General features: G+C 51.0%; 21 protein-coding genes. 4 read left to right on the top strand and 17 right to left on the bottom strand.

Features of this window, described 5'->3' with window-relative positions:
• Window positions 1-331: 331 nt before the first annotated feature.
• From ACE5LO_RS25550 to ACE5LO_RS25510, 9 genes are all read right to left on the bottom strand, one after another.
• Window positions 332-1,294 (bottom strand): Rpn family recombination-promoting nuclease/putative transposase, encoded by a 963-nt coding sequence (locus tag ACE5LO_RS25550; RefSeq protein ID WP_375522747.1) that lies wholly within the window; start codon window positions 1,292-1,294, stop codon window positions 332-334.
• Window positions 1,295-1,387: 93 nt separating this feature from the next.
• Entirely contained in the window at window positions 1,388-2,104 is a 717-nt protein-coding gene (locus ACE5LO_RS25545; protein WP_375522746.1) for a GntR family transcriptional regulator, read from the bottom strand.
• A gap of 21 nt (window positions 2,105-2,125) precedes the next feature.
• Window positions 2,126-3,187, bottom strand: coding sequence for a CehA/McbA family metallohydrolase (locus ACE5LO_RS25540; protein WP_375522745.1), 1,062 nt, complete (start codon window positions 3,185-3,187; stop codon window positions 2,126-2,128).
• Window positions 3,141-3,749 (bottom strand): hypothetical protein, encoded by a 609-nt coding sequence (locus tag ACE5LO_RS25535; protein ID WP_375522744.1) that lies wholly within the window; start codon window positions 3,747-3,749, stop codon window positions 3,141-3,143. The genes ACE5LO_RS25540 and ACE5LO_RS25535 overlap by 47 nt, the downstream gene beginning before the upstream one ends.
• A 369-nt stretch (window positions 3,750-4,118) precedes the next feature.
• Window positions 4,119-4,304, bottom strand: a complete 186-nt coding sequence (locus ACE5LO_RS25530; RefSeq protein ID WP_375522743.1) for a hypothetical protein — start codon at window positions 4,302-4,304, stop codon at window positions 4,119-4,121.
• A 38-nt stretch (window positions 4,305-4,342) separates the two neighbouring features.
• Window positions 4,343-5,185, bottom strand: a complete 843-nt coding sequence (locus tag ACE5LO_RS25525) for an ABC transporter permease (protein WP_375522749.1) — start codon at window positions 5,183-5,185, stop codon at window positions 4,343-4,345.
• Between the two features lie 2 nt (window positions 5,186-5,187).
• Window positions 5,188-6,360 (bottom strand): extracellular solute-binding protein, encoded by a 1,173-nt coding sequence (locus ACE5LO_RS25520; RefSeq protein ID WP_375522742.1) that lies wholly within the window; start codon window positions 6,358-6,360, stop codon window positions 5,188-5,190.
• 72 nt (window positions 6,361-6,432) lie between these two features.
• Window positions 6,433-7,470, bottom strand: coding sequence for an ABC transporter ATP-binding protein (locus ACE5LO_RS25515; RefSeq protein ID WP_375522741.1), 1,038 nt, complete (start codon window positions 7,468-7,470; stop codon window positions 6,433-6,435).
• Window positions 7,471-7,497: 27 nt separating this feature from the next.
• Window positions 7,498-8,322 (bottom strand): ABC transporter permease, encoded by an 825-nt coding sequence (locus tag ACE5LO_RS25510; protein ID WP_375522740.1) that lies wholly within the window; start codon window positions 8,320-8,322, stop codon window positions 7,498-7,500.
• A gap of 278 nt (window positions 8,323-8,600) precedes the next feature.
• Here ACE5LO_RS25510 and ACE5LO_RS25505 point away from each other — a divergent pair, with 278 nt between their 5' ends.
• Entirely contained in the window at window positions 8,601-9,920 is a 1,320-nt protein-coding gene (locus ACE5LO_RS25505) for an ABC transporter substrate-binding protein (protein ID WP_375522739.1), read from the top strand.
• 19 nt (window positions 9,921-9,939) lie between these two features.
• Window positions 9,940-11,628 carry a methyl-accepting chemotaxis protein gene (locus ACE5LO_RS25500; protein ID WP_375522738.1) on the top strand — a complete coding sequence of 563 codons (1,689 nt, stop codon included), beginning with the start codon at window positions 9,940-9,942 and terminating at the stop codon, window positions 11,626-11,628.
• 248 nt (window positions 11,629-11,876) lie between these two features.
• On the opposite strand, the gene ACE5LO_RS25495 is transcribed toward ACE5LO_RS25500, so the two are convergent.
• A complete protein-coding gene (locus ACE5LO_RS25495; RefSeq protein WP_375522737.1) occupies window positions 11,877-13,076 on the bottom strand; it encodes an ROK family protein in 1,200 nt (399 codons plus the stop codon).
• Window positions 13,077-13,379: 303 nt separating this feature from the next.
• Here ACE5LO_RS25495 and ACE5LO_RS25490 point away from each other — a divergent pair, with 303 nt between their 5' ends.
• The gene (locus tag ACE5LO_RS25490) at window positions 13,380-14,009 is read left to right on the top strand and encodes a chromate transporter (RefSeq protein ID WP_375522736.1); all 630 of its coding nucleotides are present in this window, start codon (window positions 13,380-13,382) and stop codon (window positions 14,007-14,009) included.
• 11 nt (window positions 14,010-14,020) lie between these two features.
• A complete protein-coding gene (locus ACE5LO_RS25485) occupies window positions 14,021-14,557 on the top strand; it encodes a chromate transporter (protein ID WP_375522735.1) in 537 nt (178 codons plus the stop codon).
• Window positions 14,558-14,600: 43 nt separating this feature from the next.
• On the opposite strand, the gene ACE5LO_RS25480 is transcribed toward ACE5LO_RS25485, so the two are convergent.
• From ACE5LO_RS25480 to ACE5LO_RS25450, 7 genes are read right to left on the bottom strand one after another with little or no spacing between them, the layout of a single operon-like run.
• Entirely contained in the window at window positions 14,601-17,267 is a 2,667-nt protein-coding gene (locus ACE5LO_RS25480; RefSeq protein WP_375522734.1) for a discoidin domain-containing protein, read from the bottom strand.
• A gap of 42 nt (window positions 17,268-17,309) precedes the next feature.
• The gene (locus ACE5LO_RS25475) at window positions 17,310-18,365 is read right to left on the bottom strand and encodes a hypothetical protein (RefSeq protein ID WP_375522733.1); all 1,056 of its coding nucleotides are present in this window, start codon (window positions 18,363-18,365) and stop codon (window positions 17,310-17,312) included.
• Between the two features lie 2 nt (window positions 18,366-18,367).
• Window positions 18,368-19,792 (bottom strand): alpha-L-fucosidase, encoded by a 1,425-nt coding sequence (locus ACE5LO_RS25470; RefSeq protein ID WP_375522732.1) that lies wholly within the window; start codon window positions 19,790-19,792, stop codon window positions 18,368-18,370.
• 20 nt (window positions 19,793-19,812) lie between these two features.
• Window positions 19,813-21,582 carry a glycoside hydrolase family 35 protein gene (locus tag ACE5LO_RS25465; protein WP_375522731.1) on the bottom strand — a complete coding sequence of 590 codons (1,770 nt, stop codon included), beginning with the start codon at window positions 21,580-21,582 and terminating at the stop codon, window positions 19,813-19,815.
• Between the two features lie 37 nt (window positions 21,583-21,619).
• Window positions 21,620-22,480 carry a carbohydrate ABC transporter permease gene (locus ACE5LO_RS25460; RefSeq protein WP_375522730.1) on the bottom strand — a complete coding sequence of 287 codons (861 nt, stop codon included), beginning with the start codon at window positions 22,478-22,480 and terminating at the stop codon, window positions 21,620-21,622.
• The gene (locus ACE5LO_RS25455; RefSeq protein ID WP_375522729.1) at window positions 22,481-23,365 is read right to left on the bottom strand and encodes a carbohydrate ABC transporter permease; all 885 of its coding nucleotides are present in this window, start codon (window positions 23,363-23,365) and stop codon (window positions 22,481-22,483) included.
• Between the two features lie 19 nt (window positions 23,366-23,384).
• Window positions 23,385-24,779 carry a carbohydrate ABC transporter substrate-binding protein gene (locus ACE5LO_RS25450; protein WP_375522728.1) on the bottom strand — a complete coding sequence of 465 codons (1,395 nt, stop codon included), beginning with the start codon at window positions 24,777-24,779 and terminating at the stop codon, window positions 23,385-23,387.
• Window positions 24,780-24,791: the final 12 nt, after the last annotated feature.

The following is a 24,791-nucleotide window of genomic DNA, read 5'->3' as shown; positions in this document are numbered from 1 at the left end:
CCAGAAGGATCTGGCCTAAGACCTTGGGGCTCTGCCCCAATCCCCGGAGTTTTTCGCTTCCCTGCGTTGCCGGTATAAAGAAAAACAGCCGCCACAGCGACTGCTCCCTATACCGTATAACGCCCAGCGGGATTGCTCAGGTTGCTCTCCAGCAGAGCCCTATCCTTCCAGCTGTAGTATAAAGGTTATCCCTGTATCAGCTGATTTAAACTCTTGGCAGTAAACCAATTACACTAAAGTTGAAACACTCCCACCGAAGGCGACGAACCTTTTAGTGGTGGGTTTTGTGGTTGTTGCTCTTGGTTTAACGATTTCAAATTGTGGCTTCGATTCATTTCCGCAGCTCTTCCACTTTCTCTTCCGGCACGCCGGTCGCTTGAACGATGAACGCCGTGTCCATCCCCATTTTGATCATGTTTTTTACAATCGCTTCTTTTGCTTTTTGCTCACCTTCACGTTTGCCTTCACGTTTGCCTTCACGTTTGCCTTCACGTTTGCCTTTACGTATTATATCATCCAGAACTTTTTCCAAACCCATCACAAATACATCTCCTTTCGTATTCTGGATTAATTCTTGCAAATTCGGTTCATCTGCTGGCATTTTTTGACCCAAAATATTCACGATCCAAGCCATCAGTTTCTGGTGAGTATCTTCCGGCAATTGCTTTATCGTGTGCATCAACTTACCAAGCCGATCCGACAATTGTTCCAGTTCTTCCGCTTTATCCAGCAAAAAGACGGAACCAATCGTATTGGACAAGGCCAGTAACTCTTCGTCACTATACCGGGCCACATCAATAAGCAAATATTCAAAATCAAGCAGTTCCGAACCAAACAGTTCTTCATGAGCGAGCAGCTTACGAAATTGGCGGCTGGCACTCCAGCGCCTCTTTCCATTATACAATACAATCGGCACAACCGGAGGTAAGCGAAATTCTTTCCGCTTGACCTGCTTCTTATCCTGATCTTTCAGCAAATAACGCCAAATTTCAACCTGATAAAGTAATAAACGATAAGGCATCAGGAAATCCACGTTGGACTGCATCTCTAACAGCAAATAAAACACGACATCTTGATCATTCAACTTCACCTGATAGACCAGATCCGCTTCCTTGCGCTTGAAATCTTGAAGAACGAAGGAATGGGGGATTTCCTGAACGGTCGTTTCATCAATTCGTTCCACCCATCCCTTATGTACAAAGGAGCGAAGCAACTCGACAAAGAGCTTTTTACTGGACAACAGGAAACGATAGGACGTATCGTGGCGCTGATGAACTCGTTCATCGGATTCCATTCGTACCTGGCTCTCCTTCCTTGTATTCTTTCCTTGATTATACCGGATTATAGCGTTATTGAGTTATAGAAAGTGAAATTAACTCAGAATCTGTCAACGGTTGCGCCGAATCCAGAACTGGAAAATATCGCTACGCACATAATCATACGAATAGAGCACCTGCCTGTTCAGCTCATCATAATGAAGCTGTTTGAACAATAGCACGGCTGCCTGCGGCGAAGTCATGAGCCGACGCGCATGCGGATCCGTCCGGGCCGGTACGGTCATCTCCGAGTAAGCGCCTACAATACGAACTCCGGCCTTGTACTCGAAATTTTGAAACAGCGATCCTGTAAAAGAGCCGTCAACTATAATCGCCTCGGCAATTTGCTCAGGTATGTAATTGATCGAATGGGCCACGGCTTCTCCGTTGGCTGTTCTCGTGCGTTCCAGCACAATGACTGGTGCATGGCGGTCCAGTTCCATTCGTTCCGCAATTTCACGTGGGCAGCAGTCCAGCCGCTTGATAGATTCAAGCTGCTCGTCTTCCTTTAATCCTGCGGACCGTATCATGTCCCCGATGCTGTACAAGCGGTCGAGAGAGCTTGGAATAGCGGGCAGCGGGCGTGTAATGAACGTTCCGCTGCCATGCTTGACGAGCAGTTTCCCCTCGCTTTCCAGCCGCTGTATTGCTCCACGGACCGTGGTGCGCGACACCTGAAAGGCTTGCGCCAGCGCGGTTTCGGGCGGCAGCTTGCCGCCCTGTCTGATCCCGCTGTCACGGATATAATCCTCGATCCGCTGTTTGATTTTTTCCTGTTTGGATGCCACGATAAAGCCTCTTTCCTTTCCTCAAAATTCGCAGCGCCCGCCACTCCGTACAGCCGTCGCTTGAACCGCCGGCGCATGAATATATACAGGATTGGTAAAAGCAACAAGAGTGACGGCATTCCCGAGACAGCCGAACAGCTCAGCGCGCACCCATTGCGATGCAGCCTCAGCCTGAAGCGTGAAGCTGTAAACAGCCGTCTCCGCCGGAATCTGTATTTCGTCGCATACGCCCTGTCCGCTTCTCAGCACAAGTCGTAAACGATCCCCTTGTAGTTCGTAGAACTCCCTCCGGATGTCCATGTCCACGTTCACGGTGACCTCCATCGCCATCGGATCAGGCTTGCCGTGCCATTCAACACAGTCCCCCATAGCATACTCATGCTCATCACCTGCCGTTTTGACGGATAAAGTAAGCAGCGGCCCCATAGTGACGGCAGCACGACCCCGGCGTAAGGCCTCTACGATCTGTACCTGCAAAGATGTGCCGTCCGCCTTCTCCACCCCGATGTAAGTAACGGCAGGCAGCGGATCATCAGACTTGGTGCCATGCCAATCACGGCCGCTCGTCGCCGTGATCCGGTAACCCTGGTTCAGCAGATCCGTCCACAGCGCGAAAGCTCTTTGGCTGTCACGCTTGACGGAAGGCATGAGGGTGGACCATACTTCGATGAAATCAACATCATTCCAATCATGGATATTATATTCCCAGAAACAGCCTGTGCAGATCGGGCTGCCGATCCGGTATGGATGGGCAAGACCGGCGATGCCGCCCTGTTCATGCACAAACTGTATACCCTTATGAATGTCTTCTGGCCCCAATACCCGCCAGTCCACAAACTCCTTGATGCCCAGTGTCAGCATATGTCCATAAAATGTCGTCCACTCCATGCCCGGCACAATGCGGATGCCGCTCTGCCGCTCTGCCTGCTCCGCACCCGCCAATCCGGACTGCGTATTATGATCGGTCAGGGCAATACAGCCCAGTCCGAGGCGGGCGGCGCTGGCAGCCAGCTCCAGCAGGCTATGGGAACCGTCGCTATGAAAGGTGTGGGTGTGCAGCTCGGATGGAATCCATTTCATCATGCGCCCCTCCCTTCTGCACCATTTCAGCCTCAACCTCAAACCGATAGTTCAGCGTCTCGGTAACGACAGCGTGCAGGCTGACAGTCACACGCCATACGCCCTGCGGATTGATACCCGCCAGAAAACCGGGGGACGCTTCGGTCAAGCCTAGCCGGTGCTCCTGCTGCGGATCATGCCTGTGTGCAGCGCCGCGATGGCGGATCGGGTCATCCACCGACAGTGTCAGCAGGTTCTTGAGAGGGGCGTATTTCTTCCAACCGTCACCGCCGTCCTCTTCCGCGTATCCATACTTGCGCATGCTGTCCTGGATGATGACTCTGGCCCGGTCTTCGTCTGCCAGCAGCTTGGGGTCGTAGGCGAAGCGAATGCAGATCTCCGAGGCAGGCTCGGGAATATGAAATGCATACGTAATGTGGCTATGCGTGCAGTCCGGAAAGATCAGGCCTTCCGCAGCGAATATTTTTTTCATCAAATGCGCATGGAGACACGCGGCTTTAACCGTGTGAGGAAATGCGCTCGGCATAAGGGCTACCATCGGTAGCTCGCAAGCCGAAATCTCCATGCTTCCCCCTTCCATAATGAAAATTTAACCATGGATCACTTGATCCAAGCTATACTGAATTCAAGTGAAAAGATAGTTCAAGAGAAAACCGTTAGTTGCTGGATGTCCATCACCAAGTAACCAAGGCACTCGTTGACAGCCGTCCTGATGTTTCAACACGCTAAGGTAGGAGCACCATAAGGTGCGTTTGCACTACTGGTTAGGAATAAGTCTAAAAGGCTTGTGCGAAGCGCAAGCACTGTCTACGACGTAGGCAGAGACAAGCTCGTGACTTGAGTCATGAGTTGTTGACATTCTCCTGCCGTCAGATGCCCAAGCAGACGTGTATATGTGAAAGAGCTGCTGCCGTAAAAGAGAATGACATCCTGGTTATACTGCTCTCCCAGATATACACGCACAATAGCGGACTCCCGGTCCGGCTCCGAGCAATCGCTGTCCGATCGGGCCCGTCAGGTCCAGCTCCGCAAATCCGTCCTCCGGCATGGTAAAGGAAAAACGGCAGCTGTTCTGCTGACTGATTTCCATCCGCTCTGCTTCCGTTTTACTTCCTGCCATTGTCATAAGTCCCTCCTTGATGTTCCATGGAATTCAGCTTAGTTGGCATCCGCATCCTGCACCATCGTCCGGATGTAGAAATAACCCATAAAAGAGCACAGTATAAACATAAACACAGCCATAGCGCTCGCCATGTGTGTTTCCTGGTAGCTGGAGAACACCTGCTGCATGGCTACGCCCAGCACCTGCGGCGAGTTGGCGCCGATCAGGAAGGGAGCGGTAAAGCTGCCGATCACGCCCATAAAGATAAAGGTTGCCGCCACCCACATCGTCTTGTACGACAGCGGCAGAATAAAACGGACAAACAGCTGCATGGTACGCGCTCCGGCATCTCTTGCGCTTTCAATGACGGAATTCGGAATACCGGCAAGCGCCGAGCTGAGCAGCATGGTGGCAAACGGAATATTGAACCACAGATTGGCCAGCAGAAGTCCTTTGTAGTCATAGATAATCTTGGGGAACGAGTCGATTCCCAGTGTAAGCAGAAAACGCGGCGCCCAGCCATGATTGCTGTAGGTAGTGATCAAGGCATAGGTTGCAATAACTCCCGGGATGAACATTGGCACAAAATAGAGGCGCCGAATCCAGGTCACGACAAATCCGGAGCCAAAACGCAAATATACCGCCATCGCGTAGCTGATGACCAGAGTCAGGAGCGTGGATACAATCGTCAAATTGAGCGTGTACAGCACATTTTTGCGCATGGCAGCATCCGTAAACAGGCGGATATAGTTCGCCAAGCCGAAGCCAGTTCCGTTCTCGTCGATCAGGCTCTCCCTGATCGCGTACAGAATGGGGATGATCACAACGACGAGCAGAATGAGAAAAGAGGGGATGACCAGGAGCAGCCCCAGCATCCCTCTTTTAAATGATGTACTCATCATTAACCGCCCGCCACTTCACTCTGCCAGCGCTTGTAGATTTCCTGCTGCAGATCGCCGCTATTGAAGCTGCGGTAGCCTCCGGATACACTTTCAAATTGCTTTTGCAGCTCCGCCGGCATCAGGTCCCATTTAATGCCCGGATAACCGTAAATTTTGTTGATGACCGTCGTCTGGGCCTCAGGGGAAAGCACGTAATCCAGCAGCTTCTGCACCGCCTCTTTCTTGGTCGAAAGAGCAGGCACCATCAGATAGGACGGTCCGCCGGTAAAGGCAGGCTCAATCTGCGCCAGCTTCACGGTGTCCGGCAGTGTTCCTTTATTCAGCTGCTCCAGGGCCATATCGGACCAGGCCGGAATCATGTCCACCTCGCCGCTGGCAAGCAGATCAAGCGTCCCCTGATTTTTCTTCGGGTACACGCCTTTTTCATACATAGATGCTCCCAGCTCTTTCAGCAGGGCGAAGCCTTGATCCCATTTTTCCATGTTCGCGGGATCACTGCTGTTCATGGCCTCGGGAGGAAGGAAATTATAAATGGCCGTGTTCACAAATGAGCTGCCTGCACCGCCGGTGGACGGATCGTTGTAAGCAAATTTACCCGGATGCTGGCGAATCCACTCGTACAGTGCTTCCGCTGTTTTAGGAGGCTCAGACACGTTCGCGCTGTTATAGGCAAGCACGACGGAGGAGGCGCGGTAAGGAACGGCCTGATCGTTAACCTGCTTCAGGTAAGCTTCGTCAACATTGGCGAGATTGGGCACCTTGGTTGTGTCCAGCGTTTCCCACAGCCCTTCTTTGCCTCCACGTGTAATATCATCCAGGCTTCCTTCATACAGATCGATATCGCTCTCCGACTGGCCGCTCTGCTTCGCTGCAACCAGCCGGTCCATCGTCGTAGCTCCCCCGGTGCCTGATGGCAAATAAACGAGCTTAACCTTGACATCCTTGTTTTTGGCCTCGAAATCCGAAATCAGCGTCTCCCACAGCTCCTTGACGTTAAGCGATCCCGAGGTGTAGAGGGAGATTTCCGTTACAGCGCTCTCCGGTACTGCACTCTCCGCTTTACCGCCTGCCGCCGCAGAAGAATCCGCTCCTCCGCTACTGCCGCAACCCGCCAACAATCCCAGACTGAGCACCCCCGCCAACATCATGCTGAATCTCTTTTTCACTGACATCCTTTCTCCTCCTCAAATGAAGTCTATATTTAATGAACAAAGCGATGAAGGAAATGCCACCACCCGGAGATTTTAAGCTTCGGGCACAGGAAACGACACCACTCTGCTGAAGCCAATACGAACCTGCTGCCCGCTGCTGAGCCGGGCTGACTGTTCACGGGGAACGAACATTTTAAGCACCTGTTCCCCGCTTTCCACGGACACCTCTGCATAATGCCCGAGGATCATGATTTGCCGAATCGTGCCGGGCAGGGAATTTGGCTCCTGCTCCGCCGTCAGATAGATATCCTCCGGCCGTACGGCTGCAATGACTTTCCCGTCAACCTCGCGCTCCTGCTCGAAATGCGCCTCTCCCACAGCCACGCTGCGTCCGGTACTGACACCCTTGATCAGATTGATGCGTCCGATGAAGCCTGCCACGAACAGCGTACGCGGCATATCGTAAATTTCCTGCGGTGTGGACAGCTGCTCAATTTCGCCTGCCCGCATGACAACGATACGGTCGGAGATCGACAAGGCCTCCTCCTGGTCATGGGTGACGAAAATCATCGTCATGCCGGTCCGCCGTTGAATTTCACGCAGCTCTTCCCGCATCTCCATACGCAGCTTGGCATCCAGCGCCGAGAAGGGCTCGTCCAGCAGCAGCACCTCCGGCTCCAGCAGCAATGCCCGCGCCAAGGCCACCCGCTGCTGCTGCCCGCCGGACAGCTGTCCCGGCAATTTGCGCTCCGCGCTTTCCAACTGAACCAGCTTCAGCGCCTCCTGCACAAGACCGCGGATTTCATCCTTTTTCTTCTTGCGCAGCTTGAGTCCAAAGGCGAGATTTTCATACACGGTCATATGTGGCCACAAGTTATAGCTTTGGAAAACCATGGCCGTCGGCCGTTTTTCCGGAGGCAGATGCAGGATGCTGCTGCCCCGGATTTGAATATCCCCGCTGTCCGGATCCAGAAAACCGCCGATGGAGCGAAGCACTGTCGTTTTACCGCAGCCGGAGGGGCCGAGCAGCGTCACCAGCTCCCCTTTTATCACATCGAGAGAAATGCCCTTTACCCCGTCCCCCGTCTTGAATCGTTTACTCAGATCACGAATGGATAATTGAATCGACATACTTCAAGCCCCTTTACTTCAGAAAAGTCATTTGACCTGGAAGCCCCCTGCCAGCACATCCGCACTGACAAAACGCCTTGCGGCAAGCAGCAGGATGACCGTCGGTAAGGTAAGAATGACCGAAAAGACCGCACCGGTGGTGTTCGGATAATCGGCTATGATGGAATACATGATGACTGGCATCGTTTTGTAGTCAGGTATGCCGACCAGCAGCGTTCCCTGCGCCTCATCCAGCGAAGCGAGGAAGGTAAACACGGAAGCCACCATAATGCCGGGCATCGCCATGGGGAGCGTAATCTTCCAGAACACGCGCAGCGGTCCCGCCCCCGCGTCCCGCGCCGACTCCTCCTGCGCCCGATGCACACTGCGAAAGGAAGCCGCAGGAATCCAGGTCATGTACATGAGCGTGTTGACCATATGGATCAGTACGATGCCCACGAACGTATTCATCAGCCCGAACTTGTAGAACAGCACGGCGATGGACACGTACAGCCCCATTTTGGGAAAGGCATGTGTAAGTAAAAAGGAAAACAGAAACCATCGGCTGAGCGGAAACGCAATCCGTGCAAAAGCATAGGCAGCCGGTACACACAGAATAACCGAGCTTGCCGTGACCACTACGGCGATCAGGAACGAAAGCCACATCGAGCTGAGCACATCGTCCTGGCTTAACACGAACCTCCACCATTCCAGGGAAAAGCTCTGCGGCAGCAGCGCCGGATACTGCCATTTTCCGGAGACGGCCAAAATCAGCAGGTTCAATAAAGGAACGAGAAAAAATACGACAAAAACAATCAATACCAGAAACTCAAGAATTTTGCGTTTGCCGAGTGAACGTAAATACCAGATCACAGTTCATCCCTTTCAAAGAAGTCTAGACGTCTAAATCTCTTACACCTATGAATATAAAGGGCAAATGTTATCGGCGCTTCAGGAGGAAGGAGAGGTTATGTTAAAGTCGCGGGGAAAACAAACCTTTCTGTAAATAGGTATGAACAAAGCAATAAAACTTTGATTTTGGGTACCCATTGCGAATTTGATAGATGTGCTCTAATTAAAACATTTGTAAATCCGATAAATTAGTTAGAAGTCATTCATACAGGTCTGCAAAGACCTCAGGGGGGAAACAAGTGAAGACAGCATTAGACATCCGGGGCGTTATCCTGACTCTCATCATCCTGGCTCTGATCGGTACCGGCTGCACCAGTCAAACAGCTGCCGTACAGCCACAAGCCGAAGGTGCAGCAAAGGGTCAAAAAGTGCTTAAAGTGGCCTGGTGGGGCAATGATGGACGGAAAGAAAGAACAATGAAGGTGATTGAATTATTCGAGAAAAAATATCCAAACATTAAAGTCGAACCAACTGAAGCGCCGAACGGTGACTATTGGGTGCTGCTTGCAATGAGAGCAGCCGATCAGGATTTTCCGGATGTTATCCAGATGGACTACAAATATATCAACGAATATATTAAACGCAAGCTGATTATGCCGCTGGATGATCTGGTTGCCTCCGGGAAGCTTGATGTTTCCGATTTGGATGACAGTTCACGCGCGGCGGGCACGTTTGACGAAAAGCTCTACGGCATCGTTACTGGCGTGAATGCCCAATCCGTCATGTACAATCCCGAAATATTCGAGCAGACGGGCGTTCCAACGCTATCGGCTGGATATACGTACGAGGACCTCATTCAGACAGCGAGGGAGCTCAAAGAACAAATCAATCAGCCGGATTTTATACCGATCGGTTCCGGCGCGCTTGACTTCGCCTATTATCTTAGACAACATGGAGCCAGCTACTATGCAGCCGACGGCAAAGGACTGGGTTATGACAAGGATGAATATTTATCCGACTTCTTCAAGATGGAGAAAATGCTCATTGATGAGGGGCTGATGGCGAGTCCCGATATGATCAATGCCTTGTCCTCCGATAAGGATGCGCTGATCACCAACAAGCGAGCCGCTTTCCACACAGTCACGAGCAACAACGTCGGTTCTTACAGCAGCTTGTCGGGCACAGCGATGAAGCTCCTGCCATTCCCGGCGCTTAAGGGCGGCTCCGAAGGAAACTACGTCAAGCCATCCATGTATTTTTCTGTCTCTTCCTATACCAAGCAATCCGAGGAAGCTGCCCTGTTTATTGATTTTTTCATTAATGATCTTGAAGCGAACGAAATTTTGTCGGGCGAACGCGGTGTTCCGGCCACGGCCAAAGTACGCGAGCATTTGCTGGACCAAATGAAGGGAAGCGACAGAGAGCAGTATGTCTACATGGAGCATGTCGAGAAAAACTCAAGTCCGATCGACCCTCCTGTTCCACTGGTGTCCAGCAGTATCAATACGTTGTTTAGCAAAATCAGAAACAAGATGCTGCTTGGGCAAATGACGCCAGAGGAAGCTGCAAAACAATTCCGGGACGGCGCGAACGAAATTTTTGCAGATGCCGCTTCTTAGGCCGAAAGGACACGAATCGATGAAACTAACCATTGGCAAAAAGCTCTATGGCGGCTTCCTATCCGTCCTCTTATTGCTCGCAACTGTCGCATCACTTAACTATGTCGAGCTTAATTCGATTAATGAAAAGTATCAGAAACTGCTGAAGGAACGCGCTGACGTGGTCAGCAAGGTTAAGGATTTAAGCCTTGCGATCAAAAATGAAAACCTTAACATCACCAATTTCCTCCTGATGAATGACGAATCGGAAATAGACGCATATCGTGATGCCGTACGCAGCTACAACGCGGTGAGCAAACAGATCCAGGCCGTAACAACCGATGCTGACGACTGGCTGCTTTTGCAAGGGCTCGATTTACTTCAGCAAAGCTACTCGAGCAACGCCGAGGAAATGATCGAGTTCAAAAAACTGAATAAAGTAGAAGACTACATGCGTGTCGCCGCCAAAAACGAACCCATCATCAAAAAGTTCATGGAAACGGCTGACCGTTACATCAAGCTTCAGGAAGAAGCTTTAAAACAGGATATGGCGTTGATCTCGGACCGTATACTCAAAACGAGGCTGACGATCATCATTATTTCGGTCACTACGATTATTTTGGGCTTCGTTATTGCGTTTGTGATCAGCCGGTTAATCACCAAACCCATTGTGCGAATCACGAAAGCCGCCGAGGTGATTGCAAATGGGGATCTGACCAGCGAAGCCGTGAACGTGAAAAATAGGGATGAACTGGGCACGCTGGCCACATCCTTTAATACGATGATGCAAAATTTGCGTAACCTGATTGAGCAAGTATCGCAAAATGCCCTTCAGGTCGCGGCGTCATCCGAGCAGCTTACCGCAGGAGCCGACCAGACAACAAAAGCCACCGAGCAGGTAGTCGAAATTATCGAGCAGGTGGCCGAGGGCTCCGAGAAGCAGATTCGAGCGATTCAGGAAAGCGTTGCTTTTGTGAACAACATGTCCGTGGAAGCGGGCAGCATTGCTTCAAGCGCCTCTCAAGTCGCCGAGAAATCGCGAATCGCGGCACAGACTGCGATGGACGGAAGCGTGTCCGTGCAAACGGCTGTCGAGCAAATGGGCAATATTCAAACTACCGTGCAAAACATTACTGAAGAGGTGAGCATTCTCGGCTCGCGCTCCGATGAAATCGGCAAAATCGTAGAGGTGATTGCAGGCATTGCCAAGCAGACGAATCTGCTCGCCCTTAACGCGGCGATTGAAGCATCGCGCGCAGGGGAAGCCGGGCGCGGATTTGCCGTCGTTTCGGAGGAAGTACGCAAGCTGGCCGAGCAATCGACGCAATCCAGCAAACAAATCGCCATGTTGGTCCGTTCCATTCAGTCGGATACCGAGCGTACTGTCCAATCCGTTCAAGAGGGGACGGAGGTTGTGCAAGCCGGGATTGCCGCGGTATCTGTTGCTGGCGAAGCCTTCGCCAACATCAAGCAGGCCGTCAATTCCGTGAGCCTGCAAATCCAGTCGGTATCCGAGGCATCGCAGCAAATGTCCGAGGCAACGAACAAGCTGGCGGTCTCTCTGCAGGGGGTTGCCGAAGTGGCTGAAGAAACGTCTTCCGGTGCTATAAGCGTGTCTGCCGCAACCGAGCAGCAACTGGCGACGATGGAGGAGATCACCTCGTCCTCCCAGGAGCTTGCTAAAATGTCCGAGGAGCTGCTGCATTTTGTCAAGGACGTCAAGCTTTAAAGAAGCCGTGAAAACCAAAAAAGCCAGTGAGCATGCCCACTGGTCCCGGCAAATTCATATGAAAGCAAGCCGCCGTTTGCGGCATTCGGTTTAAAACGCTCGCGGGTACAAACAAAGAAGCGGCCTCGACCACAACCGTTAGAATGTTCACGCTTATACACACTCGTACCTATTAACTTGATCAAGCGCTTATCTCGATTTTAAGCCGAAAAAAGGCAGGCGGAAATTCATTTCCGCTCTGCCTTTCTTCATATCGACAGCTGATTGCGCACGAGCACAGCGGCTCCTACAGCCACCGCCTTTTCCTGCAGTATGCCTTTAGAAAATACAGGCTGATACTCGGGATAATAATAGATGTTTTTCTGTGCAACAGATACCGCTGTATCATAATACAGACCGCTCACGCTGATCAGGGCCCCGCCGAGAATGACCATTTCGGGGTGCAAAATGTTGATCAGGTTGGCCAGGCCAATTCCCATATGAGCAGCCGACTGGGAGAACAGCTCCTGCACAAATGCTTCACCATTCCCGAGCGCTTCCACCAGCATGGCGAAGTGTATGGCCTCTGGCTGCACGCCGGCTGCGCTCTCAAGCTGGTTGCGCCCCATCTTCACCTGTGCTCTTACCTGCTGCTCCAGTGCCTGCACGGAGGCGAACGCCTCCAGCGCTCCGTAATTCCCCGTACCGTGCAGCCGCGGGCCGTCGGCCTGGATAATCATCTGACCGATGGAGCCTTCCATGTCCACCGCCCCATATACGAGCTGCCCGCCGGACATCATCGCAGAACGCAAACCCGTGCCGACATGCACGTACAGCATATGCTGAAGGTTCTCGCCGCGCAGCGCCCAATGCTCACCCACCAAGGCCGCATTCGCTCCGTTATCGAGAACCGCCGCTATTCCCGTCTTCTCTTCAATCAGCCGGCAGACCGGCACATTGGACCAGCCCTCCGCCGGAAAATAAAGCGGGTTCAGGATCACTCCCTGGTTCCGGTCCAGCGGACCTACAGCGCCAATGCCCATGCCGAGCACCTGTTCTTTGGGAACATGGTGAGCTTCCAGCATCATTTCAACCTGCTCCTGCACACAGTCCATAAGACGCTCCGGGGTCAAGGTTTCGTCCATGGTCCAGCGTTTGTACGACAGGGCATTTAATTTCAAATCAAATAATCCAAGCGTCGAATACAGTCTGGATATTTCCAGTCCAAAGATGTACCTGTGCGCTGAGCTGATCTGATATAAAATCGGCCTTCTGCCGCCGGTAGACTGCCCCAGTCCTGATTCACTGATCCAGCCTTCATGTACAAGCTCCTCCAGAAGCCTGGTCAGGCTGCTGCTGGTCAGGGTGAATTCCGCCATCAGCTCTGCCTTGGAGATATCGTCCTTCTGCGCAATTCGTTCAAAAACCGCTTTTTTTATATTAGCCGGTGAGGGGTTCGCTTTTACCATGATATCGCTCCGTTTATTCCTATGATTATAGTAGGATTTAGAATTATTATAGCTGTTTACGAATGGGATTGCTACCTCTAATACGCTATAGTCACTTTCAACAATCACTTTTAACTAAATTGAATAAAAGTATACTATTTTTACTCAATCCAGACCAAACCCATGCGAATAATCTATAAAAATAACCGAATCAGGCCCGTATCCAGCCTATAATCAAAAGTAATCTGTTTTATCAGCTATAACTAATTTTCATTTTGGTAAAAAGGTGCTATGATGAAGACAAGAATAACGAGGTGAATCAACATGAAATCAAACACCATGTCAAAACTAACGCTTTTATGGGATTTGTTCTGGATTTTCTTCAAAATCGGGCCTGCCACCTTTGGCGGCGGATATGCCATGATGTCGCTGATTGAACGAGAATTTGTGGATAAAAAGAAGTGGGTTGACAGCCAGGAAATGAATGATTTGATGTCTTTGGCAGGCTCTGCTCCGGGAGGTGTGGGCGTGAACGCTTCTGCCTTTTTGGGTTACAGGATGGGCAAAGTGCCGGGGGCGATTGCTGCAACGCTGGGTATAACGCTTCCTACCTTCATCATCGTGTTTGCGCTCAGCGCATTTTATTCCTTATTCCAGCATGAACCGAAGGTGCAGGCCGCCTTTAAAGGTATTCATGGCGCCATTATCGGTCTGATCGTCGTAGCCGCTTACAAAATGGGCAAAAGTGCCTTATTTGACCGAACGACCGTAGCCGTAGCTGTCAGTACGCTGATTGTGCTTCTGCTGACCGGCATGAACCCAACGATCATGATCCTGATTGGACTCGGAATCGGCGTTGTCATCGTGCGTGTGAAAAAGCTGCTTGGACTCTCTGTGCGAACCGAAAAAGAGTACCACGACCAACCACAGCCTGTCATCGAATATTATATCTAGGAGTGGTCTCTATGCTGTTCTGGCAGTTATTTCTTTCTTTTTTGAAGATCGGCTTTCTTTCTTTTGGCGGCGGTTATGCTATTCTGCCCATGATTCAGTTTGAAGTGGAAAAGCACAATTGGCTCTCCACAGAAGAATTCCAGCGCATCGTTTCGCTGGCTGGCATGTCACCCGGACCGATTGCAACGAACAGCGCCACCTTGATCGGCTATCATACAGCAGGTTTGCCAGGTGCCATTGTCGCCACCACCGGCATGGTTCTTCCCAGTCTTATTGTGGTCATCCTGATTGCGGCATTTTTCTATAAAATCAATTCTTACCCGTGGGTGAAATCTTCATTTTACGGTCTGCGGCCGATCATTACAGGGCTTATCGTGTATGCAGCCATCCATTTCGGATTTTCCGGCAGCTCGGAGACCATCTTTCATTGGACGACCTTTGCCACGCTGCTGATCGGGGTGCTGGCTTTTGTAGCCATTACCAAATATAAAATTCATCCCCTTACGGTTATCGCAGGCTCGGCCGTTATGGGTATTGTCATATTTTAAGGCGACCTCTCCCTCGTAAGCCGGGGAAAAATCGCCTTTTCATTTAAATCTCTGCGCTTGCTGCGGAATGGATAATGTTCAAATCAAGCTTCAGCTTTTTGCCAGAGATGAACTCGAATTGCAGACCGGATTGACCAACAGGCAGGCTCTGCAGGAAAGCTGGCAAAAGCACATAAGTTAAGCTATTTTCAACAATGTAGTCTTCACCTTCCGTTAAGCTGGACAACACGTTGCCTTCTGTACCGATATACCGGATCGTTTTAAGCACATCGTTATTCAAATAGACATCAACTGTCACGGAATTGCTCGGATCATTAATCCTGGATTCATTTAAATCATAGGCTGCATGATCGATAGACAGCGCAGGATTCGTCTCCTCCCCGCTTCCGCCATCGTTATACACCTGAATTTCCGTCATGGTAGGCGTCCAGTACTCTGTCTCTTTCTGTTTCGTAATTAATAAGCGGAGCTTGCCACTGGTCACCTTGCCGAAATCATCCAGTGTCACATCATGCCCCATACCATCCGTTACGGCTTTAAATGTCTCCCACTGCTGCAGCTCATCGTTAAACCTTTGCAGCTCGTATTCCTGGATTCTCGGATTCGTCGCTCCGTCCGTATATTCATCCAGGTAGATTTCATCAAACGTGGTCTGCTCACCGAAATCGATCGTAATGATAATCGGATACCCGTCCGTCATATCGTCCGGGTCAGCGCTGGCCCAACGGGTGGTTGTGTCGCCATCCACCAGCTTATCCGCTTCCAGACCAGGTCTGGGATGCGTATAGTTGGCCGTAATGCTTTTGTTCAGAGCCAAATTCACACGATCAGATTGGCCCTCTTCTTCAATCGGGTTGTTATCTACCGGATTTTCCACTTTGGCGCCGATTTTGCTTTCATGAATGCCGATATCTATGCTGTCGCCATAGTAAAGATGTGTGTCAAAAAAGTCCTCATCTCCCACATGCGGGTTGTAGCGTCCGGCATCAATTAACGGCGAGTTCTCCTGCAATTGAAAATTGGAAGCCGAATCTAAGATATTGATGACACCGTTATTCTTCTTGTACTGCGACGGATCTTTAACAAACATCGGGTCTCCGAAGACGGCATTTGCATCTTCCGGCTGCTGCTCCGAGTAAACCCCACCGGCTTCATAATACGCATTATTCGAGAATACGGCTTTGTCCAATGCGTTGTCTTTTCGGTACCACTTTGTCGGCGTCGTTTCCGACGTATTATAGAAAACATTGTTCATGAAATAGACGGTATCCTTGAACACTTCATCATGGAACCAGTCCATTTTATCAGCATCATACACAAAAACATTGTTTAGAATATAAGTAGGAGAGTAGTTCGTGGACAGCATGTTTTTGACGAGTACGCCGTTATCGTTGACACTCAAATTATAGCGGGCAATGGAATTGGAGCTGTTGCCCATATATGCCAACCAGCCAGCCGCATTATCGTGGGAATAGTTATATTGGTAGGTTACATTGAAATTCGTGTATTCCAGATCCCATGGTGTTCCGTCATACTCCCCGTAGGGTCCGCCGTAAACCTCGTTATACTGCATGACCGAATCTGCCCCGGCCCACAGATACAGTCCGCAGGAAACGGCGTTATATCTTTGCAAATATCCGTTGACTTCATTAAATTCCACGATCATGTCTTTCGTATTGGCGAGCTGAATGGCACCCTGGCCGATGTCTTCGGCATAGTTATGGGCGATATATACATTGCGGCTGTACAAATCACGGTTTCTGACCCACAGCTGCTCCCAGCCTTCATGATATTTCCCTGTCTCATCGTATTCGCCTGCACTGCTGTCACGGTCATAGAACCAGTTAAAGGCAAACTGGATCGCATGCAGCTCGGTTTTGTAGAAACGGTTATTCTCGATTCTGACATCCTGGAAGTAGTAGGCGCCTTCGTCATACTCTTTGTAGCTTTTCTCGCCAAACACCTGAAACACGATGCCGCCGTAATGAATTTTTTGCCAGTCTGTCGGTCCGTCAATATCATGAACATATAAGTTGCTGATGCGGAAATAGTCCATGATCTTGTCGTCGTTCCCTCCAAGCAGGTCTGCATTAATCGTAATGGAAACGCCGTCACGCACAACCGATCGGGTCTTCGCAGAAACATTGATATCCGTATTAAAATCATCATCATTTGAAAGCTCCAGATTGTGAATCTCCCAATACTGCTGGTTTCGCAGCACGACAGCACCCGTCAAGCCGACCAGGTCTTTGTTCTTTACAAAATCGTTCCCGTTCCATCTCACCGGATTGCTGACCTTTCCGTTTGTAGCGATGTAGGGTTTGCCAAGCTCGGCATCGCCATACATATCGATGGTGATCGGTTTCCCGGGCGCGCCCGAGCCTTTGGGCCATAGCTGCTCGTCATTCCAGGTTTCACCGGCTTTCAGCAGAATTCGGTCGCCTGGAGAAAACGTGGTATGGTTCACTTTGCCCAGCGTTTTCCATGGTGTGCCAACAGATTTGCCGGCATTGGCATCGTTGCCGTTGGTAGCATCGATATAATAATCAGTGCCGCCGTATGGGTTCGGCAGATTTCCGTTTAGAGTTGCTGCTTTACTGGACTCAGCGGCAGGAGCGGCGGAAACTGCAAAGGGGGCCGCACAGGGAAGCAACGAAACGAGTAATGACAAGAAAATCATGAAAAAACAGCTTCTTCTTATTGTTGACATGATCCAACCTCCATCAGGAAATGTCTCGCACCTGGACTGCTTTTACGAGCCTGTAATTGTGACCGAGGACAGCTTCTTTTCATCCACCTTGACGGGCATTGATTTTCGATAGCTATCCGTATATTCATCCAGCTTTTCTTCCAACAGCTGCTGCGTAATTTGGTAACGGTATTCGTTTAACGCTTTTTGTTCATCAAACAAAATGTCGTCCAGCCGATATACCGTCAAACCCTGGCGGGTTTCCATGGGCGATGTCATTTCACCGGTAGCCAAATCCTTCAGCTTCATCAGCAGCTCGTAATCAAACGTATTCTGATAGGAAACGCTTTCTTCTGTCAGTACCTTTTCGGATGCTTGTACATCACTGAATTTACTGCGAATTTCAGCAAAACCGACTTTGTTCGCTATCAGCTGATTGACTTCAGCTTGTACTGCAACTTTCTTTTCCTGTGCAACAGGAATGGTCAGTTTGGTCAGCTTGTAGCTTGTGCCTTTAACCGCCCAATCCGTTTTATTTGCCTGAAAATAGGCTTCGACTTCCCCCCTTTCAAGATATAAAGGATCGCTTTCACTGTCGCTTAAAGCTGTTTTTAATCCTGTTTTCAAAGAACTGAGCACGTGAGAATAATACGGTTCAGCCGAAAAATTCATCAGCCCATACACGATTTCCCCGCTGGCCGCAGCTGCTTTCCGGTTTTGATTTTCCTTCTCCATCGCAATCAGAAAATCGGAATAATCTACATAGTTGACCAGATGCTCTTCCTTAGCCAGAATAAAGATGGTTTTGTCCCGCTGGATTTCTGCCAGCGCTTTTTCCTGCAGCTCGCGCAGCGGCTTCCTACCGTCAAACTCCTTTTCCCAATCGTTTTTCCCGAGTGTGATGCCGTATTTGGTTTGGAATTCGTTTTGTACTTGAGCCTGCAGCCTTTTCATATGAAAAGAAAGCTCTGGCGCTGTGATCCCATATGGACCGATGGAGGCAATCTGGTCTGCTTTGGGGATATACAGAAAAGCTGTCAGAGAAAGAACACATAACGCCAACAGAACGGAAATCACAACGACACGCCGGTTTCTTTTGTTTGCCGTTTGTTTTCGCATATTTAATCCTCTAATTTCACAAGATTGATATGGGCCAAGGTAGGAAAACCCCTGAATTTCTTAAACACGATTTTCACCCGATCTGCGTGCGTGTGCGGAAATCTGACAATCCTCTTGTAACCAATAACGGTGCCTTCGGCAATCCTGCTCCATTCCCTGTGATCGGCAGCCCATACCTCAAACGCTTCGACCCGCTGCCCCTGTAAAATCTGTTCCTGCAGAATAACGGTGTTTAGCTCAATCGCCTCGGGCAATGTCATTTGAATCCAGGGCTCCTGATCATCCGCAGTCGGCTGCCAACAGCCTTCCAGCCTGCCATTGGTCAGCTCATTCATGGATTCCGGCTGATGCTTGGAGCTGGATGCGGTTAAAGTGGCATTTTGCACGAGAGAAGTGTCCTGCAGTTGAGCGATTCTGTTGCCCAGCCTTGTTAACACCTCCTGATCCTGCTGTACGATCACCCCTTTCTTGTCAGGAGGAACGTTCAGCAGGAAGGTCGCATTGCCGCCGACGGCATTCAAATAGATATCAAATAATTCGCGGTCACCTCTGACCTTGCTATCCTCTTCTTCATGGTAAAACCAACCCGGACGAATGGAAGTGTTCACTTCTGCGGGATACCAGACCCACTCTCCGTCATAATCGGCCATAACTTCCCGGCTGCCCAGGTCTTCCTCCATCGAGTTCAACGAGCGCGAAAATTGACCGTTATCCGCCTGTTGGGATTTTTCGGCGACTTTCTCTGCATCCTGCAAAAGCTTGGGGACAACGCTCCATTCTTCTTTTCTGGTATACCCGGCTTCATTGCCGACCCAGCGAATATCCGGGCCGCAGACGCTGATGACACACTGCGGCTGCAGGCGGCGGATCGTTTCATAATAGCGATCCCAGTCGTAATACTGCTTTTTGCCGTTAAGGCCTTCACCATTGGCGCCATCCAGCCAGACACATCCGATTTCTCCGTAATTCGTCAGCAGCTCGGTCAGCTGATTCACATAGAAATCATCATATTTCCTGCCTTCACCGTAGCTGCTCTCCGTCCGGTCCCAGGGCGAGAGATACACGCCGAATTTTAACCCTTGTTGCCGACATGCTGCGGAGAGATCTTGGACGAGATCTCCCCTGCCGTTCTTCCATGGCGTCTGAGCAACCGTATGCTGTGAATAACGGCTAGGCCACAGGCAAAATCCGTCGTGATGCTTGCAGGTTAGTATCATCGCTTTCATGCCCGCAACCTTAAATACCTTTGCCCATTCGGCTGCATCCAGCTTTTCCGGGTTAAAGAGGGACAGGTCCTCATGCCCCATGCCCCACTCGCGGTTCGTCATCGTATTGATGCCAAAATGGATGAAACCATAAAATTCAAGCCTCTGCCATTCATATTGCCTGCTAGACGGTGTAATATTGAATATTTCTTCCATATTCATTCAGGCTGTCCCCCTTTCTCTTAGCCAAGATCAGGCCGGTCCGTCAGTTCCACGGAAAGGCTGGATGTGCCGTGCAGTTCGAAGACATCCAGCACATTGTCTCCTATCTGCAGCAGCGGTGCGGGAATATACAAGGTGCGGGTGGGTCCGGCATTCCAATAACGGCCGAGCATAAAGCCGTTTATATATACCACACCTTTCGTCCAGCCGTCCGTGCGCACGAAGGTATCCGCCGGTTCGTCCACCTGGAAAATGCCGCGGTAAAATGCAGGACTTGTTCCGGCTGAAGCTTCGGCATCGGCTTCAACTTCAGTCTCAGCTTCCGTAAACATCAACTGGTCGAGCTTGTCGAGCGGCAACGGGTGGATCGTCCAGTCATACAAAAATGGATTGCCCAGACGTATGCCCTCCGTGATCCCTTTCGGGTCCCAGAGCAGCGGTCCATAGTTAATCCGGCCCATATTCTCCACGAGAATATCAAGCTTCAGGCCCTCCAAGGGCACATCGAGCGGCAGAGTTTGCGGATTCCAACGTTCAATCGTGCCTATATAAACCCCGTTGGTAAATACGAGTGCCCGGTCCCGCACTTCCTGCAGCACCAGTTCCATGCCTGTACGCGGACCGGTAATGAAAGTGGAGTAGAGAATAAACCCATAGGCCTGGCCCAATTTCTCCATTGGTTCAGGGCAGACTGTGCGAACCGGAGAAGAGATCCGGTCCAATTGACTGAACAGTTCCGCGCGCTTGTCAAGGCGTACGGTTCCATATGCCCTCTTGGGAAGCGGTGGCGGAAGCTCCGGTGCGGGCAAACCAAGACGCCGCTGCAAAACATCCCGCACTGCATAAAATTTCTCCGTCGGCTCGCCATCTTCACTAAGCAGCGCGTCGTAATCATAGCTGGATACCGTAGGCTCATAATGCTGAATATGATTGGCCCCATTCATCAAACCAAAATTCGTCCCGCCATGAAACATATAAAAGTTCACGGATGCCCCAAGCTCCAGCATGGCTTCCAGCTCTTCCACGATTTCAGCTGCCGGCCGGACTTGATGGGACTCCATCCAGTGGTCAAACCAGCCGTCCCAAAATTCCATGCACATGAGCGGACCCGCAGGCCGGTATTCGCGCAGCTTGGAGAACGCATCTTTCGCACGGGAGCCAAAATTAACGGTGGCCAACACACCTTCGACCGCCCCTCCCTGCAGCATGTAATCCTCCGGCCCGTCCGAGGTGAACAGCAGCACGTCCATGCCCCGGCTGCGCATCGCGTTGCGGATATATTCAAGGTATGTCTTGTCATTGCCATAGCTGCCGTATTCATTCTCGATCTGCATAGCAATGACAGGCCCGCCGTTCGTGCACAGAAGCGGCCGCAGCCTCGGCAGCAGTTCGTCGTAGTAGGCGTCCACCTTGGCCAAATATGCCTGATCGAAACAGCGCAGCCGCATGTTGCTATCAGCCAGGAGCCAGGCCGGCAGGCCGCCGAATTCCCATTCCGCACATATATAGGGGCTGGGCCGTACGATCACATGCAGACCCAGCGAGCCCGCCAGGCGGATAAAGCTTTCCACATTGGCCAGGCCGTCGAACCGGAAGCAGCCCTCCTCCGGTTCATGCACGTTCCAGGCAATATAGGTTTCCACCGTGTTCAAGCCACACGCCAGCAGCTTCAGCAGCCGATCCCGCCAATATTCAGGCACGATACGGAAATAGTGCACCGCACCGGACAAGATTTGCAGCGGTTGTTCTCCATACACAAACTGGTCTCCACGGATTTCGAGCACCGGCATTATTTTGCACCCCGTTTCTGTAGCAGCATTAAATTCCTCAACCTTTGACGCCCCCAAGCATCATGCCGTCCGTAAGCCTTTTCTGGAGCAGTGTATAAATGACGACCGTCGGTACAAGCACGATGACGAGCCCTGCAAACAAAGAACCCCAATCCGTGGCATACTGTTGAATTTGCATGAGATTGGCAAGACCGATGGGAATCGTCTTCTTCGCATCATCCGTGATGAGTGTGAGTGCAAGCACATATTCATTCCAGAAATCAAAGAAACTGAAGACGATCAGCGTCACGAGCGCCGGGCGTGTCATCGGCATAATAATCCGAAACAAAGTGCTGAAATACCCGCACCCGTCAATCATCGCCGCTTCCTCGAAATCATGTGGGATCGACTTCATAAACCCGATCAGCAGGTACACGGAAAACGGCAGGCTGCCTGTAGCATAAACAGCGCTCAGCCAAAAGCGGTTGTCGAGCATATGGAGATTGTTCATCAGAATAAACAAGGGAACGATAATATACACTCCGCCGATAAACAAACCCGCCATATAGATATTGGCAATGAAGCCCCGGCCCCGGAACGCCATCCGTCCAAGCACATAAGCGGTAGGTACAGCCATGACAAGCAGGAACAGCATGGAAATGATGACAACCAGCACGGAATTCAGCATATAATCGCCCATGCGTGCTGTAGTGAATGCACGAACATAATTGTCCCAATGGAGCGACGCCGGGAGCGTCCACGGGCTTTCCATCACTTCCTCGTTCGTTTTAAAGGAAGCGAGCACGTTCCAGAGCAGAGGATAAACGACCACAAGTGACTGTACGATCAGAAAAACACGCAGCAATAAACGCCCGACAAAGCTAAGAGAGTGGCCCGCCACAGAGAACAGCCCTGGCATCTAATTCCCCCTCCTCTCGGTCAATCTGTTGCTGATCAGCGCCAGCAGCAGGGACAGCACAAAGATCACAACACCAATCGCCATGGCATAACCGAAATTGGAATTCGTAAACGCCTGACTGTATAAGTAGGTCATCACAACCTCCGAGTGGCGGTCCGGACCGCCGGCCGTCATGATCGACACAACAACAAAGGAAATGGTCAGCACCCCGTTGATGCTGAATACGATGGTAACGCGGATAATTTCCCACAGCATCGGCACGGTAATGTTCCGGAATTGCTGGATGGGCGTGGCTCCGTCCATGCTCGCCGCCTCGTACAATTCGGGTGAAATGCCGTCAATGCCCGCCATATACATTACCATGTAATAACCTGCCGCCTGCCAGACGAGTGTAACCGCCAGCGCCCATAATACGGTCCGCTGATCGCCCAGCCAGGCCATGGCCCAATCGCTCAGCCCCATGAGCTCAAGACCGGAGTTGACAAAACCAATCGTCGGGTGATAGATGAACGACCAAAGTATCGCAATAACGACAAAGGAGAGTACGCTGGGAAAGAAAAACAGTGTCCGGTATAATCCGCGTTCCTTCAGCTTGGACCGGGTCAATATCGAAGCATTGATAAGCGCAATCAAAATCGTTAAGACGGGCACAACGAGCATCAGGAAGCCCGTATTGCGCAGCGAAAGCAGGAAGACATCATCATGGAACAGATCCGTGAAGTTTTTAAGGCCGATAAACTTGGGCTCATCACCGATCCCCGTCCATAGAAACAGCGATTTTTCAAACACTTGAATCGTCGGGTACACTTTAAACAGACCGAAGATCGCAAGGCCTGGAATGAGACAGGCTGCGATAAACAGCCGCCTTCTTATTCTCATATTCATGATTGGTTCATCCTTTGCCTCATGACTCCGTCCCGCTTTGTGTAAGCTCAGCTTGAATGTCGGTATAAATCTCATACATCTTGCTGCCGTATTGCTCCAGTGTCATCTGTTTGTTCATCAGCGAGGAAATCGGCGAGTACACTTCTTCGCTCGGATTATATTTGCTGCCCTTCGCTACCGGCTTGAAGGTTCCGGCAACAGCCATCATGCCGTTATCCACCGCTTTGTACACATTGTAGGTCGTCTCGGACAGACTGCTTTTCGCCAAATCCGGCGCACCTTTGACGGCCATGACCGCCTTTGATTTCTCCGCGTTCAGCTGCACGCTTTTATCCGTGTATACATATTTCAAAAATTCCTTTGCCAGCTCCGGATTTTTCGCCTTCGCCGGGATCACCATCTGCTCGACATTGGTCAATGCCAATACAGGGTCACCCGATTTGAATGCCGGAACACCGAGGAAGCCAAATTGGAAGCCGTCTTCCCGCGGGGCGTCCTTCATCTCGTCTTCGAACCACGTGCCGTTCGGAATAAACATGGCCTGCCCCTGCATGAACGCCGTCTGCGCCTGGGTATGATTGAGCGCGACCGTTCCTTTCATGAGCGCGTTATCCTCACTTGCAATCCGTTCAAGGTTGCCCCAGACGGTGGTAAATGCTTCACTTTTCCAAAACTCGGGATCGTAGTTGAAAAATTGGTCCAGTGCTTCCTGACCACCTACGCTGTAAATCGCAGGCACGATCATTTCCTCCAGATAACCGGGATACAAGCCCTGGTAGGTGAAAAGCGCACGACTATTCTCCTTCGCGGCAGCGTTCAGTTGGAACCATTCGTCCCAGGTCGCCGGTGCTTTAATGCCCTTCCCGTCAAACAATGCTTTGTTATACCAAAGTCCCATCACACCATAGTTGAATGGCGCCAGATAAATTTTGCCGTCGCCGTACGGTGAAATAGACGGTGATTCAAGCACGCCAGGCAAAATTTTCTCCTTCAAGGCTTCCCCGCCTTCTGCGGCCGGTTCGTTAAACAGCTCTGTCAGATCCAGCAGCGCATGGTCTTTAATCAGACCGTCCAGGATGGGCGTGTTATCACTTCCGGATATGTACATGAAGTCAGGCGGGTTGCCGGCTACAATTTTCGGCCGTACGATATCGGCGATCTTGGGGCTTGCCGTGATATTTATTTTGGTGCCCGGATGATCGGCCATAAAGCTTTCCGCTATGCCATCCCAATACTCGCGGCCGTAGCCGCCCTGGAACACGGCGACTTCCAGCTCCATATTTTCGTAGGGCTGCCCTTCTCCGGCAGCGCCATTTGGTTCAGAACCTCCATTGCTGCTTGTGCCGCAACCGGCAAGCATTGAAGCAGCCAGCACCGAAGCGCCTATGGCCTTCAACCATTTCCTTTTTCTCACTCATACATCCCC

Source organism: Paenibacillus medicaginis, from assembly GCF_042138635.1.
GTDB classification, from domain to species: domain Bacteria; phylum Bacillota; class Bacilli; order Paenibacillales; family Paenibacillaceae; genus Paenibacillus; species Paenibacillus medicaginis.
The sequence above is the reverse complement of the archived record's forward strand: the minus strand, read 5'-3'. Positions and strand labels throughout refer to the sequence as shown.

Excerpts from the sequence above, each read along its gene's own strand:
- ACE5LO_RS25550 (WP_375522747.1), bottom strand. The coding sequence starts at position 1,294 with ATGGAATCCGATGAACGAGTTCATCAGCGCCACGATACGTCCTATCGT.
- ACE5LO_RS25540 (WP_375522745.1), bottom strand. The coding sequence starts at position 3,187 with ATGATGAAATGGATTCCATCCGAGCTGCACACCCACACCTTTCATAGC.
- ACE5LO_RS25535 (WP_375522744.1), bottom strand. The coding sequence starts at position 3,749 with ATGGAGATTTCGGCTTGCGAGCTACCGATGGTAGCCCTTATGCCGAGC.
- ACE5LO_RS25530 (WP_375522743.1), bottom strand. The coding sequence starts at position 4,304 with ATGGCAGGAAGTAAAACGGAAGCAGAGCGGATGGAAATCAGTCAGCAG.
- ACE5LO_RS25525 (WP_375522749.1), bottom strand. The coding sequence starts at position 5,185 with ATGAGTACATCATTTAAAAGAGGGATGCTGGGGCTGCTCCTGGTCATC.
- ACE5LO_RS25520 (WP_375522742.1), bottom strand. The coding sequence starts at position 6,360 with ATGTCAGTGAAAAAGAGATTCAGCATGATGTTGGCGGGGGTGCTCAGT.
- ACE5LO_RS25515 (WP_375522741.1), bottom strand. The coding sequence starts at position 7,470 with ATGTCGATTCAATTATCCATTCGTGATCTGAGTAAACGATTCAAGACG.
- ACE5LO_RS25500 (WP_375522738.1), top strand. The coding sequence starts at position 9,940 with ATGAAACTAACCATTGGCAAAAAGCTCTATGGCGGCTTCCTATCCGTC.
- ACE5LO_RS25495 (WP_375522737.1), bottom strand. The coding sequence starts at position 13,076 with ATGGTAAAAGCGAACCCCTCACCGGCTAATATAAAAAAAGCGGTTTTT.
- ACE5LO_RS25490 (WP_375522736.1), top strand. The coding sequence starts at position 13,380 with ATGAAATCAAACACCATGTCAAAACTAACGCTTTTATGGGATTTGTTC.
- ACE5LO_RS25485 (WP_375522735.1), top strand. The coding sequence starts at position 14,021 with ATGCTGTTCTGGCAGTTATTTCTTTCTTTTTTGAAGATCGGCTTTCTT.
- ACE5LO_RS25480 (WP_375522734.1), bottom strand. The coding sequence starts at position 17,267 with ATGTCAACAATAAGAAGAAGCTGTTTTTTCATGATTTTCTTGTCATTA.
- ACE5LO_RS25475 (WP_375522733.1), bottom strand. The coding sequence starts at position 18,365 with ATGCGAAAACAAACGGCAAACAAAAGAAACCGGCGTGTCGTTGTGATT.
- ACE5LO_RS25470 (WP_375522732.1), bottom strand. The coding sequence starts at position 19,792 with ATGAATATGGAAGAAATATTCAATATTACACCGTCTAGCAGGCAATAT.
- ACE5LO_RS25465 (WP_375522731.1), bottom strand. The coding sequence starts at position 21,582 with ATGCCGGTGCTCGAAATCCGTGGAGACCAGTTTGTGTATGGAGAACAA.
- ACE5LO_RS25460 (WP_375522730.1), bottom strand. The coding sequence starts at position 22,480 with ATGCCAGGGCTGTTCTCTGTGGCGGGCCACTCTCTTAGCTTTGTCGGG.
- ACE5LO_RS25455 (WP_375522729.1), bottom strand. The coding sequence starts at position 23,365 with ATGAATATGAGAATAAGAAGGCGGCTGTTTATCGCAGCCTGTCTCATT.